Source organism: Streptomyces sp. P3, from assembly GCF_003032475.1.
In the GTDB taxonomy this organism is placed as follows: Bacteria; Actinomycetota; Actinomycetes; order Streptomycetales; family Streptomycetaceae; genus Streptomyces.
The window spans coordinates 5,661,082-5,673,200 of sequence record NZ_CP028369.1; the positions used below are offsets into that span (position 1 = coordinate 5,661,082).

General features: G+C 71.1%; 14 protein-coding genes. 5 read left to right on the plus strand and 9 right to left on the minus strand.

All coding sequences use genetic code 11. The features are described 5' to 3' along the window. The first annotated feature begins 186 nt into the window (after positions 1-186). Positions 187-1,119: an SGNH/GDSL hydrolase family protein gene (locus tag C6376_RS25080; RefSeq protein WP_159083253.1), complete on the plus strand. Its 933-nt coding sequence runs from the start codon at positions 187-189 to the stop codon at positions 1,117-1,119. A 19-nt stretch (positions 1,120-1,138) separates the two neighbouring features. Here the strand turns inward: C6376_RS25080 and C6376_RS25085 are convergent, their stop codons facing one another. Both C6376_RS25085 and C6376_RS25090 read right to left on the minus strand, forming a co-directional pair. Continuing rightward, a complete protein-coding gene (locus C6376_RS25085) occupies positions 1,139-1,798 on the minus strand; it encodes a response regulator transcription factor (RefSeq protein ID WP_107445499.1) in 660 nt (219 codons plus the stop codon). 46 nt (positions 1,799-1,844) lie between these two features. Then, positions 1,845-2,999, minus strand: a complete 1,155-nt coding sequence (locus C6376_RS25090) for a histidine kinase (RefSeq protein ID WP_107445500.1) — start codon at positions 2,997-2,999, stop codon at positions 1,845-1,847. A gap of 308 nt (positions 3,000-3,307) precedes the next feature. Between C6376_RS25090 and C6376_RS46460 the strand changes: the two genes are divergently transcribed. Then, entirely contained in the window at positions 3,308-3,589 is a 282-nt protein-coding gene (locus tag C6376_RS46460; protein WP_159083254.1) for a hypothetical protein, read from the plus strand. Here C6376_RS46460 and C6376_RS25100 read toward each other — a convergent pair. The 6 genes from C6376_RS25100 to C6376_RS25125 form a co-directional block, all read right to left on the minus strand. Further along, complete coding sequence (locus C6376_RS25100) at positions 3,586-4,422, minus strand: CoA ester lyase (protein ID WP_107445502.1); 837 nt, start codon at positions 4,420-4,422, stop codon at positions 3,586-3,588. The two genes, C6376_RS46460 and C6376_RS25100, sit on opposite strands and share 4 nt — an antisense overlap. Further along, a complete protein-coding gene (locus C6376_RS25105; protein ID WP_107445503.1) occupies positions 4,419-5,282 on the minus strand; it encodes a hypothetical protein in 864 nt (287 codons plus the stop codon). The genes C6376_RS25100 and C6376_RS25105 overlap by 4 nt, the downstream gene beginning before the upstream one ends. 23 nt (positions 5,283-5,305) lie before the next feature. Further along, on the minus strand, positions 5,306-5,737 hold the full coding sequence (locus C6376_RS44750; RefSeq protein ID WP_107445504.1) for a hypothetical protein: 432 nt from the start codon (positions 5,735-5,737) through the stop codon (positions 5,306-5,308). Positions 5,738-5,753: 16 nt separating this feature from the next. Further along, positions 5,754-6,353: a thiamine pyrophosphate-dependent enzyme gene (locus tag C6376_RS25115; RefSeq protein ID WP_107445505.1), complete on the minus strand. Its 600-nt coding sequence runs from the start codon at positions 6,351-6,353 to the stop codon at positions 5,754-5,756. Beyond that, positions 6,353-6,892, minus strand: coding sequence for a thiamine pyrophosphate-binding protein (locus tag C6376_RS25120; RefSeq protein ID WP_107445506.1), 540 nt, complete (start codon positions 6,890-6,892; stop codon positions 6,353-6,355). Before C6376_RS25120 ends, C6376_RS25115 begins: the two co-directional genes overlap by 1 nt. A 216-nt stretch (positions 6,893-7,108) precedes the next feature. Next, positions 7,109-8,056, minus strand: a complete 948-nt coding sequence (locus C6376_RS25125; RefSeq protein WP_107445507.1) for a LysR family transcriptional regulator — start codon at positions 8,054-8,056, stop codon at positions 7,109-7,111. A 174-nt stretch (positions 8,057-8,230) separates the two neighbouring features. Between C6376_RS25125 and C6376_RS25130 the strand changes: the two genes are divergently transcribed. The 3 genes from C6376_RS25130 (at position 8,231) to C6376_RS25140 (ending at position 10,978) form a co-directional block, all read left to right on the plus strand. Next, positions 8,231-9,430, plus strand: coding sequence for a CaiB/BaiF CoA-transferase family protein (locus tag C6376_RS25130; RefSeq protein ID WP_107445508.1), 1,200 nt, complete (start codon positions 8,231-8,233; stop codon positions 9,428-9,430). Positions 9,431-9,469: 39 nt separating this feature from the next. Next, positions 9,470-10,636, plus strand: a complete 1,167-nt coding sequence (locus C6376_RS25135) for an acyl-CoA dehydrogenase family protein (protein ID WP_107445509.1) — start codon at positions 9,470-9,472, stop codon at positions 10,634-10,636. A 123-nt stretch (positions 10,637-10,759) separates the two neighbouring features. Continuing rightward, the gene (locus tag C6376_RS25140; RefSeq protein WP_107445510.1) at positions 10,760-10,978 is read left to right on the plus strand and encodes a hypothetical protein; all 219 of its coding nucleotides are present in this window, start codon (positions 10,760-10,762) and stop codon (positions 10,976-10,978) included. Between the two features lie 123 nt (positions 10,979-11,101). Here the strand turns inward: C6376_RS25140 and C6376_RS25145 are convergent, their stop codons facing one another. Further along, a complete protein-coding gene (locus C6376_RS25145) occupies positions 11,102-12,067 on the minus strand; it encodes a pirin family protein (RefSeq protein WP_107445511.1) in 966 nt (321 codons plus the stop codon). Between the last annotated feature and the right edge of the window lie 52 nt (positions 12,068-12,119).

The window sequence follows — 12,119 nt, forward strand, 5'->3', positions numbered from 1 at the left end:
ACCATCACAGCCGCCGTCCCGCTCGCCGCCCGCGGCGCCGGACGCCGCGTCAGCCGCGGCGGACGGCGCCCGAGCCCACGTCACTCATGGCCCCGCCCACACCGCTCCGGCCCCGCGGTCCCCGGCAAGCGGCCGCCTTACATACCCGGGCCTCGCGGGAGCGACCCAACCGGAAAGCAGGACCCTTTGAAGACGACCCATCTCCGGACCGTACTGGTAGGCGTCCTCGTCACCTGCGGCACACTGGCCACCGTGGTCGGCGTCGCCCACAGCGAGCACGACCAGGCCCAGGCCGCCCCCGCTGCCAAAGGCCCGTACGTCGCCCTCGGCGACTCCTACACAGCCGGCCCGAAGATCCCCGGCCAGACCGGCGCCCCGGCCGGCTGCGACCGCTCCGACCGCAACTACCCGTCACAGGTGGCCTCCCGGCTCGGCGTGGCAGACACCGACTTCCGTGATGTCAGCTGCAGCGGCGCCCCCATCGCCGACCTCACCCAGCCACAGACCACAGATCAGGGCACCAACGCGCCCCAACTCTCGGCGCTTTCACCGAAGACCCGGCTGGTCACCCTCGGCATCGGCGGCAACGACATCGGTTTCGGCTCGATGATCAAGCGGTGCGGCACGATGGGGCTGGCGTACCAGGCCCTCGGCAGCGGCAAGTACATCCCCGAGGACACCCTTTGCAGGGGGCACTACGTCCACCGTCGCACCGACGAGCTGGAGCGGATGATCGACGCCGCAGGCGAACGGCTGGCCGGCGCGCTGACGGAGATCAACCGCCGCGCGCCCCAGGCCCGGGTCTACGTCGTCGGCTATCCGGCGATCCTGCCCGCAGACGGCGCCGACTGCGGCGGCGAACTGCCCCTCGCGCCCGGCGACATGAGCTACCTGCGGGAAAAGGAGCAGCAGCTCAACAGCGAGCTGCGGGAGCGGGCTCGGGCATCCGGAGCGGTGTACGTCGACACGTACCGTCCGTCCGAGGGGCGCGACGCCTGCTCGGACGCGGCCACCCGCTGGATCGAACCCCTTGTCCCCAGCAGCCCGGCCGCGGCCGTCCACCCCAACGAGCGAGGCGAACGCGGTATGGCGGACGCCGTGCTGGACGCACTCAGGTGAGATGTCCTCGGATGAGCGGTCAGGTTCCTTTCCTGTAAGGGTCGTTGAGGTAGGCCAGCACGGCGAGGACCCGGCGGTGCCCGCTGTCGCTGGGCGGCAGGTGCAGCTTGAGGAAGACGTTGCCGATGTGCTTGCTGACCGACCGCTCGGTAATGACCAGCGTGCTGGCGATGGTGGCGTTTGCGTGCCCTTCGGCCATCAGCTTCAGCACCTCGCGCTCGCGCGGGGTGAGGGAGTCCAGCGGTGAGTCCCGGCGGCGCGTCAGCAACTCGGTCACCACCTCCGGATCCAGCGCCGTACCGCCGGAGGCGACCCGCTCCAGGGCCTCCAGGAACTCGTCGACCCGGCCCACCCGGTCCTTGAGCAGGTAACCGACGCCGCTTGCCCCGTCGGCCAGCAACTCGGCGGCGTACGACTCCTCGACGTACTGGGACAGGACCAGCACCGGCAGCCCCGGGATCTGCTGCCGGGCGTCCAGAGCCGCCCGCAGGCCTTCGTCGCGGAAGCAGGGCGGCATCCGTACGTCCAGCACGGCCGCGTCCGGGCGGTGATGCAGCAGCGCGGGCATGATCTCCGGCCCGCTGCCGGCCACGGCCACGACCTCGTGCCCGGCCGAGGTCAGCAGCAGCACGAGCCCTTCCCTGAGCAAGGCGTTGTCCTCGGCGATCACCACACGCACGGCAGGCCCGTCCTTTTCCACGTCGGTCTCGTCCCCGCCGGCTCGGTCACCACACGCACGGCAGCTCCACGGCAATCATCGTCGGTCCCCCCTTGGGACTGGTCACGGTCACCTCACCGTCCATAGCGGCGACGCGCCGCCGGACGCCGAGCAGTCCGGTGCCGCTGTTCTCGTCGGCTCCGCCCAGGCCCTCGTCCCGGATGACGGCCCGCAATCCGCGGGGGACGCGCTCCAGCTGAACGGTCGCGCGCCGCGAACCGCTGTGCTTGGCGGCGTTCGTCAGCGCCTCGGCCACCGCAAAATACGCCGCCGCCTCCACCGCCGCCGGAGCCCGCGGCCCCTCCTCCAGCCCGCCGTCCACCCGCACGGTCACCTCCAGCCCACTGCCGGCCGCCAGCGCCCGTACGGCGCCGACGAGACCGCGGTCGGTGAGGATCGGCGGGTGAATGCCGCGTACTACCTGCCGCAGCTCGGTCAGCGCCTCCTCGGCCTGCTCCTGGGCGTCGTCGAGGAGTTTGCGGGCCGCCTCGGGATCGTGGCCATAGGCGCGTTTCGCGAGCCCGATCCGCATGGACAGGGCGACCAAGCGGGCCTGTGCCCCGTCGTGCAGGTCCCGCTCGATGCGGCGCAGCTCGGCGCCGTGTGCGGCGATCGCGTCCGCCCGGGTGGCGGCCAGCTCCTCGACCCGCGCGGCCAGCAGCGCCCGGGGCGAGGGCTTGAGCAGGGCCTGCGACCAGCGGGCCTCCAGGTCGGCGAGGCGGGTGATCAAAGGCAGGACGACCGCCCCGCGACGCCCGAGCCCGCACCACACCCCGTCCACGACCAGGCCCAGCGGCCACAGCGGCAGCGCCACGCACAGCAGGGCGCCATAGACGTATGAGGCAGCCATCCAGCGCAGGTCGAGGAAGGTGCCCGGGTCATGGACGGCGATGCGCAGGCGCTCGCGCAGGGTGCCGGTGATCGGCCGGTAAGCCTCCGGGATGTGCCGGCCCGTCCAGGCGGCCGTCAGAGCGCGTTTCGCGCCGGCGATCCGGCGGATCAGCAGCACCGTCTCGGGCAGCATCCACGCCCCGACCACGACAACCGTGCCGACGGCCGTGATCAGCAGCACGGTGATGAACAGGTACAGGCCGAAGGCCAGCGCTGCGGCCACGAGCAGATGGAGCGTGGCCCGCGCTGCCTGCCGGATCGTTCTGCCCATGGCGGCAAGGCTACGGCCTGGGGGAACGGATGTGATCGTTCGTGGGCGTGCGGGCCTCTGACGTACCGGGTTCATGGCGCCGTGTACTCCTTCACCGAGGGCTCTTCGAGGGGGAGCGGGCACAACGGCAGTTCCGCGACGACTTCGAATCCGCCCCGGGGCCGATGGCCCGCGCGCAGACGGCCCCCGGCCGCGTGGGCGCGTTCGTGCATGCCGATGAGCCCGTGGCCACTGTGGGGGAAGGCCCGGTCGGCCGGCGCAGTGCTTGCACTGTTGGTGCGGTGATGGACAGCAGATCGTGGCCGTGGGTGAGCCGTACCTCGGCCGTGCCGGTCGTGGCGTGCTTGGTGACGTCGGTGAGTGCCTCCTGCACGATCCGCGAGTGCCTCCTGCACGATCCGGTAGGCCGTGAGGTCCGTCCCGGCGGGAAGAGGCCGTGGTTCTCCCTCGCCGGTGAGGGAGACAGTGAGCCCGACACTGGCTCCGCGGAAATCGTGGAACTGTCCCTCGTCTCCCGGGACGGCACGCACGAGCCGCTGGTGGAGGAGTTCCTGCGGCACGCGGCGACGGACCGGCAGGAGACTGACTAGGCACGTCCCCGTGACTCACCGGCCCGGGCCAGGACACCCCGTGCGCGTTCGAGCACCGGCCGGTCGACCATCTGCCCGTCGACCGTCGTGACCGGGTCACCGGCGTTGAGAACGCCGCGCGCCCAGCGCAGTTCGCCGGCGGTGGGAGCGAACCCGTCGGCGGCGGGCCGGACCTGCGCCGGATGGACGCAGAACTTACCGGTGAACCCCAGGCGCCGGGCGTGCGCGACGTCGGCGTCGAGCGCGTCGGGATCCCGTACGGCGGTGGTGACGCCGTCGAGGGGCGGGTGGGCGCCTGCCGCGGCAGAGGCGAGGACCAGTCGGGAGCGGGCGTGGGTGAGGGCGAGGTGGTCGTCGTGGGCGACGCCGAGCTCGGCGGCCAGGTCGACGTTGCCGAAGGCGGCGCGCACGACGCCGCCCACGGCGCACACGTCGTGGGCCCGTTCGATGCCGAGGGCGGTCTCGACCAGCGGGATCAGCGGACAGCGTCCGGCTGTGCGGGCTGAGATCTCCGCGAGGACGTACGGGTCCTCGGCCTTGGGGATGATGATCGGGCAGCCGTGGTCGGCTGCTGGTGCCAGGTCCGCCTCGAACCACGGGGTGCCGGGCGGATTGACGCGTACGACGGCTGTGTTGCCGAGGCCGAGCCAGTTGTCGGCGTTGTCGCGGGCGCGGTCCTTGTCGTCGGCGGCGACGGCGTCTTCGAGGTCGATGATGACGAAGTCGCTGCCCGAGGCGGCGGCCTTGTCGAAGCGGTCGGGCCGGTGGCCGGGGACGAAGAGCAGGGTTCGTGCGGCGGCGATGCGGTCGGTGTCCGGGTGGCTAGAGGTCATGCGAAGGTCACCTCGGCGGTGGCGTGCCGTGCCTCGCGGTGGGTGGCGATGTGCAGCTGGGCGTGGTCGTCGGTGGGTGTGCCGTGGGCGAGGAGGTGCTCGCCCACGAACGCCGGGCGGTGCAGCCGGTAGGACAGCGAGCGCACCTGCCGCTCCGGGGCGTTCCCGCGGACCAGTTCCAGCATGAGCAGGGCCAGCAGCGGGCCGTGGACGACGAGGCCGGGGTAGCCCTCCGTATCGCGGCAGTACGGGCTGTCGTAGTGGATGCGGTGGGCGTTCGCGGTGAGCGCGCTGAACCGGAAGAGCAGGGTCTCGGTCGGGTGCAGGCGCAGCTGCCACGGTCCCTCGGGCTCCGGTTCGGTGGATGCGTCGAGTGCGGCCGGGTGGCTTGGAGTGGCGCCGTCGCCCGATCGGTAGACGATGTCCTGCTCTTCCACCAGACACAGGCGGCCGTCCTGCCGGAACTCCTGGCGTTCGGTGACGAACAGCAGCTCGCCGCTGCGGCCCTGCTTGGGGGTGATGGCGGCCAGGCTGACGGTGCGTTCGGCCGGTTGATTGAGGCGCAGGGGTTCGGTGATCTCGCAGCGTCCGCCGGCGAACATGCGCCTGCGGTCGGGGATGGGCGGCAGGAAGCGGGCGTCGCGCAGGTGGCCGTCGGGGCCGAGGGCCTGCTGGGGTGCCCAGTGCAAGAAGTAGAGCCACTGCCACAGCGGCGGCAGCCGGTCGCCGGACTCGGCCGCGGGGGCAGGGAGGTCCAGCAGTGCCGACAGCGCCGCCGCCGGAGCGGGCGGCAGGGCGTCCTCGTCGGTGACCGGTTCGGGACGCCATGACTCCACGTGGGAGGCGAGGGAGGTGGGCATGGGCTTGTTCCTCGTAGACGGAGTCAGGTCAGCGGGGTGGTGGCCTGCGTGGCGGTGGCCTGTGGGGCGGGCGTCGGGTTTTCCAGCAGGGATGTGCGGGACGATTCGCGTACGACGAGCGTGGCCAGGAAGGTCAGGCCGATGCACGCGGTGACGTACCAGAAGAAGACGGTCTCGTGGCCGCCGCTTCGGTCTCGGCGAGCCGGCGGGCGTTCGCGGCGATGGTGTCGCCGAGCCACCGCAGCAGAGCGCCCCGCGCACTGGCGGTCAGCTCGGCCCAGGGGCCCGGTGTGCAGGGCGCGGTGGGCGGCTCGCACCGCGTCGTCCACGTCCTGCTCAGTGCCCTGGGCGATCTCGGCCCAGGGCGCGCCCAGGTAGGGGATGTCGGTGGGGAACCACTCACCGCCGGTTGCCTTGCGGCTCTCCCCGTCGATGAACATCTCGTAGCGCTGCATTCGGAAATCCCGCCCGCTAGAAGGTGCCGAGGCCGAGGGAGGCGCGGAAGGTGTTCTTGTTGGCGACGCCGTCGCGGGACGGCAGGGCGCGCGGGGGCTCGGTGGTGTCGATGAGTACCTGGGCGTACGTGGTCGCTGTGCGCGCCGTGATGCGCGTGGCGAGGCCTTCGACCTGGGCGAGGTCGGTGATCCGTTCGGCGTCGCGGATGCCGAAACCCTGGGCGACCGCGATGAGATCGGTGCCCAGACCGGTGTGGCTGGGCTGCATACCGGTCTCGCCGAAGTGGGCGTTGTCGAGGACGACGATCGTGAGGTTGGGCGGGAGTTGGGCTCCGACGGTGGCCAAGGTGCCGATGCCCATGAGGTGTTCGCCGTCGCCGGTGATCGCGACGACCGGATGGTCCGGCTGGGCGAGGGCGAGGCCCAGGGCGAGGGGTGCGGCGGCGCCCATCGCGCCCCAGAGGTAGAAGTTGCCAGGGCGGTCGCCGGCGGCGAACACGTCGTAGCTGGGAGAGCCGAGGCCGGTGACGACGAGCGCGTCCTCCGGGAGCCGGGAGACCAGGTCGGCGACGAAACGGCGGCGGTCGAGGCGGGCCGGGGTGTCGACGGCGGTCATCAGTTGCGCTCCCACTTCTTGCGGCCGATCAGCTTCTGTCCGAGAAGCACGGCGACGCGCTCGCCGGCCTCGAACACCGAGTCCAGGGCGGCCTCGACGGTCTCCTCGACGTCCTCGGGCTCATCGGCCCGGAGCACGGTGATGCCCATGAGTTCCAGGGCCTGCCGGGTGGTGCGGCCCATGGGGCTCTGCCAGGGGTTGAACTCGGCGTACTCGCCCCGCATCGTCACCAGCGTCAGGAAGGGGAACCGGCACATCTCGAGCAGGGAGAACATGTTGACGCAGTTGCCGACCCCGCTGCTCTGCATCAGCAGAGCCGCGCGCTGACCACCCAGCCAGGCACCGGCGACCACACCGACGCCCTCCTCCTCGGTGGTCAGCACCACGTCGTGGATCGCGGGGTCGCGTTGCGCCTCGACGATGGTGTGGGAGTGGCCGGCGTCGGGGACGTAGGCGATCTGCTGAATGCCGCGCTTCTTCAGCGTGGCGAAGACGTCCTCCTGCCAGGAGGGTGGTGCGGGAGCGGGTGTCTCGTTCATGCCGCTCATCGTGGGACCTGATGGGTATGTCTGAACAATAGAAAGCCGTGATGCCTGTATGAGCCGCTCGCATAGCGAGCGGCTGTGGCCGTGCGACTGCGCGCCGCTACGGCCCTTGGGTGAGGAACGCCGAGACGAGGGCGCCGGCCTCGGAGCGGCAGTCCTCGAAGTACGCATGCCGGGCGCCCGGGAAAACGAGCTGAGCCGGCGCGTGAGTCACGTGTTCTCGGTGTCGGACCCGTGGACCTGGGCGGAAGGCCATCTGCCCTGCCGAACGGCTGAGTTGACCTGTCGGACCAGCTCGCGCGCGACGACCTCCACGGCAGGCGGCGTGCGCCCGTGCCTCGGTGTGCCGAGGACGATCGAGCGCCACACGTCGGGTTCGCTCAGCGGGGCGGCGCTCAGCGCGCCCCGCGCCACGTCCTCGGCGATGCCCACGCCGGGTAGGACAGTCCATCCGTGCCCTGCCTGGACGAGCTGTTTCTGTACGCGCATGGAGTTGGTCTGGACGACGACGTCCATGGCGGCTCCGGCGCGCACCGCCGCCGCGTCGATCAGGCGGCGCAGGGCGTGGCCCGAGGCGGGCATGACGAGAGGGTGCCGGGCCGCTTCCGTGAACGGCACGGGGTGGTCGGGGCGGAGGCCGGCGGAGGCCGGAGCGACGGCACACAGGTGCTCCCGCACCAGTGGGTGGGCGTTGAGGGAGGGGGTGCTGTCGAGGTTGTAGAGCAGGGTCAGGTCGAGGTCGCCGGCGTCGAGCCACTGCTGCAGATGGCCGGAGTAGGCGGTCATCAGGCGAAGCTCGACGCCGGGGTGGTCGCGGGCGACAGCGGTCACCAGCGGCTCGGCCAGCAGATCGCTCGTGCTCTCCAGCAGCCCGACGGTGACGATGCCCGTCACCGCACCCGGGCTCGGCCGCACCTCGGCGCGCGCCCGCTCCAGTTCGTTCAGGGCGCGCCGGGCGCGGTCGACCATGATCGCTCCGGCGTCGGTGGGCCGCATGCCCTGCCCGGTCCGCTCGAAGAGGTCGATGCCGAGTTCCTGCTCAAGGGTGCGGATCTGCCGGGTGACCGCGGGCTGCACGAGGTGCAGCAGCTCCGCGGCGCGCGTGACGCTGCCCACCTCGGCGACCGTGACGATCGCCTTGAGCTGCTTGATGTCCAAGAGGCCTTCCTTCCGCGGACGCACCGCACCTCCCAGGGCGCGTGAGCCATTCGCGCCGCGCATGGGGGCATTACATCTTGCTATTTCCTCTACCGCGTCATGAGCATTGATGATGGTACTCCCGGAGGGGACCCGGGATCCGCACCCTTCTCGCCCTCTTCTGGAGGCCGCCTCATGACCGAGCACCCCGAGAAACCGCCGCTGGCCGGCATCACCGTCGTCAGCATCGAGCAGGCGGTGGCCGCTCCCTTCGCCACCCGCCAGCTGGCCGATCTCGGCGCCCGGGTCATCAAGGTGGAGCGGCACGGCGGGGGCGACTTCGCCCGCCGGTACGACACCACGGTGCACGGCGAGTCCAGCTACTTCGTGTGGCTCAACCGGTCGAAGGAATCCGTCACGCTCGACCTGAAGTCGGACGCGGGCCGCAGGATCCTGGACCAGCTGCTCGCCGGAGCCGACGTGTTCGTGCAGAACCTGGCGCCGGGCGCGGCCGCGAGGACGGGCCTGGGCGCCGAAGCCCTCGCCGAGCGCTTCCCCTCCCTGATCCCCTGCTCCGTCTCCGGCTACGGAACCAGCGGCCCCTGGGCCGACCGCAAGGCGTACGACCTCCTGATCCAGTGCCAGACCGGCCTGGTCTCGCTGACCGGCAACGAGCACGGGGCGGCTCGCGTCGGGATATCGATCGCAGACATCGCCGCAGGCATGTACGCCTACTCCGGCATCCTCACCGCCCTTTTCACCCGGGCGACCACGGGCGCCGTACGGGCCGTGGAGGTGTCGCTGTTCGAGGCCCTGGCCGAGTGGCTGAGCCAGCCCGCCTACTACACCCGCTTCGGTGGCACCCAGCCCCCGCGCGTCGGCACCCAGCACGCCACCATCGCCCCCTACGGTGCCTACACCTGCGCGGACGGCAAGGACGTGCTGTTCTCCATCCAGAACGAGCGCGAATGGGCGGCCCTGTGCGAGCGGTTCCTGGGCCAGCCGGGGCTTGCCACGGACCCGCGGTTCGCCACCGGCTCGGCCCGCGTCGGCCACCGCACGGAGCTGAACGCGATCGTGGCCGAGCGGTTCGGCGAGCTGAACAGCGAAGACGTGACCAAACTGCTGGACGAGGCCGGCATCGCCAACTCGGGCGTGAACGACGTCGAGGAGTTCCTGGCCCACCCGGTGCTCAGCGAACGAGGCCGATGGCGCGACGTACGGATCCCCGGGGAAGCCGTGGTGCCCACGCTGCTGCCGCCGGTCGACCTGGCGGGAACCGCCCCGCGCATGGGGCCGGTGCCCGCAGCCGGGGAGCACACCGGGACCATCCTGGCCGAACTGGGATACGGCAGCACCGACATCGACCGCCTCAGGGCCGACAGCGTCATCTGAACCGCATCCGGACACATCCGGAACACAAGGAGTTCCCGCATGAGCACCCTCGACATCCTCGCCGAGGACGAGCAGTTCATCGTCCGCACGGTGCGCGACTTCGTCGACAAGGAGGTGAAGCCCGTCGTCCAGGAACTGGAACACACCAACACCTACCCCGAAGCCCTGATCGAGCAGATGAAGACGCTCGGCATCTTCGGCCTCGCAGTCCCCGAGGAGTACGGCGGCACCCCGGTCTCCACCCCTTGCTACGTCCTGATCACCGAGGAACTCGCCCGCGGCTGGATGAGCCTGGCCGGCGCGATGGGAGGCCACACGGTCGTCGTCAAACTGCTGCTGCGGTTCGGCACGGAGGAACAGAAGCGCCACTACCTGCCGAGGATGGCCACCGGCCGGATCCGCGCCACCATGGCCCTCACCGAGCCCGGCGGCGGCTCCGACCTCCAGGCGATGCGCACCGTCGCCCGCAAGGACGCCGACGGCTATCTGGTGAACGGCGCGAAGACGTGGATCACCAATTCCCGCCGCTCCGGCCTGATCGCCCTGCTGTGCAAGACCGACCCCGACGCCACGCCCGCACACCAGGGTATCTCGATCCTCCTCGTCGAGCACGGGCCGGGCCTGACCGTCTCCCGTGACCTGCCCAAGCTCGGCTACAAGGGCGTGGAGAGCTGCGAGTTGGCCTTCGAGGACTATCGAGCGCCCGCGAATGCAGTCCTCGGTGGTGCGGAGGGCAAGGGCTTCGCGCAGATGATGAAGGGGTTGGAGACCGGCCGCCTCCAGGTCGCCGCCCGCGCGCTCGGCGTCGGCCGGGCGGCCTTCGAGGACGCGCTCGCATACGCGCAGGAGCGGGAGTCGTTCGGCAAGCCGATCTGGAAGCACCAGGCCATCGGCAACTACCTCGCCGACATGGCGACGTCACTCACCGCCGCCCGCCAGCTCACCCTGTACGCCGCCCGCGAGGCAGACGCGGGCCGCCGCGTGGACATGGAGGCCGGAATGGCCAAACTCCTCGCCTCCGAGACGGCCATGCAGATCGCGCTCAACGCCGTCCGCATCCACGGCGGTTACGGCTACTCCACCGAGTTCGACGTCGAGCGCTACTTCCGGGACGCCCCGCTGATGATCGTCGGCGAGGGCACCAACGAGATCCAGCGCAACGTCATCGCAAGCCAGCTGGTCAAGCGCGGAGGTCTGGACGCTTGAGGATCGTTGTCACTGTGAAGTACGTGCCCGACGCCGCTGGCGACCATCACTGGTTGCGGCACGATGCCCTGGACCTGCCCCGTCTCCAGACCGCACTCGCGACTCATCCCCCTCATCGGATGCGTGGAACTCACCGGGCCGAGCAGAGAGTTCACGCCCGCGCCGGCCTACTGCGTGCAGGCCTCCTCGTGGTTCGAGACGATCGAGGGCGAGGGGCCGGAAAACCCCCGGTGGATCCGGTCGCACGAGCTCGACCGTGACGGCAGCGGCTACTCCACCAAACTGTGGTTTGACCGTCGCAGCGACACCGTCCGCTTTTGGGCGCTCAATCCGTACGGCTAGGCGCGTTGATGGTGATCAATGAGTGGGTTCGCGTGAGGGAGTACCCGCCGCCGATCGCCGTGACTGCCGGCAAGACGGAGGTGCGGCCGGGTCTTGTGCGTCAAGACCCGGCGTCGGGTCGGATCAGCGCACCCTGCCACGTGGTTTCAGCGGCCCGGGCGGCAGCTCCGGCGCGGGCAGCGGAGCGCCGTCGTAGCCCGTCACCTCACCGAAACGGGTGCCCTTCATCCAGTCCTCGCGTGCCTGCTCGATCTCGGCGTGGCTGCGGCCGACGAAGTTCCACCACATGACCAGCTCCTCCTCGAACGGTTCGCCGCCGAGGAGCATCAGACCGGCGTCGGACTCCGCGCGCAGCGGCAGTTCGGTGCGGCCGCAGCCGAGGTAGAGCAGCGAACCGGGGAGCAGCGGGACGCCGTCCACGTGGACCTCGCCGGACATCGACAGCACGCCGTACTCGAAGTCGGGCTGGAGCGGCAGCCGCACGTCCGCGCCGTGGGCCAGCGTGAGGTCGGCGCCCACGATGGGTGTGTACGCCGTGCCGGGCGAGACGGCCCCGTCCAGGTCGCCGAGGAGCACGGTGGCGCGGAGGCCGGGGGCAGCGGCGACGGGCAGGTCGGGGTGGTGCTCGAAGTGCGGGTCGGTGTGCCGGTGCGCGTCGGGCAGCGCCACCCACAGCTGGGCGCCGTGCAGAAACCGGGCGTGTGAGCGCGGGCTCTCCTCGGAGTGGCTGATGGCGCGCCCCGAGGTCATCAGTCCGAGTTCGCGGGGCCGGACCGTCTGGAGGCTGCCGGTGGAGTCGCGGTGCAGCACCTCGCCCTCGTGCAGCCAGCTGACGGTCTGCAGACCCATGTGCGGGTGCGGCGGGACCTGCATGCCGGGCTCGTCGGCGATGTCGTCCGGGCCGTAGTGGTCGACGAAGGCCCAGGCGCCGATCATGCGCCGGCCCAGGTTCGGCAGCAGCCGTCGTACCTCCGTCGATCCGCCGAGCTTCACGTGGCGGGGGCTCAGCAGCTCACGGACGGGCTCGGCGACGACGAAGCCGCGGCCGCCGCACACGCTCGGCACGGGCGATCGGTCAAGGTTGCTCATGCGGCCCAACCTAGCGGTCGGGTGCGCGGGCGCGCAGCGGGGAAAGGGGACC

What these genes read in the sequence shown, in the direction of transcription:
- C6376_RS25090 (WP_107445500.1), bottom strand. Translation starts at nt 2,999, where the DNA reads ATGGGCAGAACGATCCGGCAGGCAGCGCGGGCCACGCTCCATCTGCTC.
- C6376_RS25100 (WP_107445502.1), bottom strand. Translation starts at nt 4,422, where the DNA reads ATGACCTCTAGCCACCCGGACACCGACCGCATCGCCGCCGCACGAACC.
- C6376_RS25105 (WP_107445503.1), bottom strand. Translation starts at nt 5,282, where the DNA reads ATGCCCACCTCCCTCGCCTCCCACGTGGAGTCATGGCGTCCCGAACCG.
- C6376_RS44750 (WP_107445504.1), bottom strand. Translation starts at nt 5,737, where the DNA reads ATGCAGCGCTACGAGATGTTCATCGACGGGGAGAGCCGCAAGGCAACC.
- C6376_RS25115 (WP_107445505.1), bottom strand. Translation starts at nt 6,353, where the DNA reads ATGACCGCCGTCGACACCCCGGCCCGCCTCGACCGCCGCCGTTTCGTC.
- C6376_RS25120 (WP_107445506.1), bottom strand. Translation starts at nt 6,892, where the DNA reads ATGAACGAGACACCCGCTCCCGCACCACCCTCCTGGCAGGAGGACGTC.
- C6376_RS25130 (WP_107445508.1), top strand. Translation starts at nt 8,231, where the DNA reads ATGACCGAGCACCCCGAGAAACCGCCGCTGGCCGGCATCACCGTCGTC.
- C6376_RS25135 (WP_107445509.1), top strand. Translation starts at nt 9,470, where the DNA reads ATGAGCACCCTCGACATCCTCGCCGAGGACGAGCAGTTCATCGTCCGC.
- C6376_RS25145 (WP_107445511.1), bottom strand. Translation starts at nt 12,067, where the DNA reads ATGAGCAACCTTGACCGATCGCCCGTGCCGAGCGTGTGCGGCGGCCGC.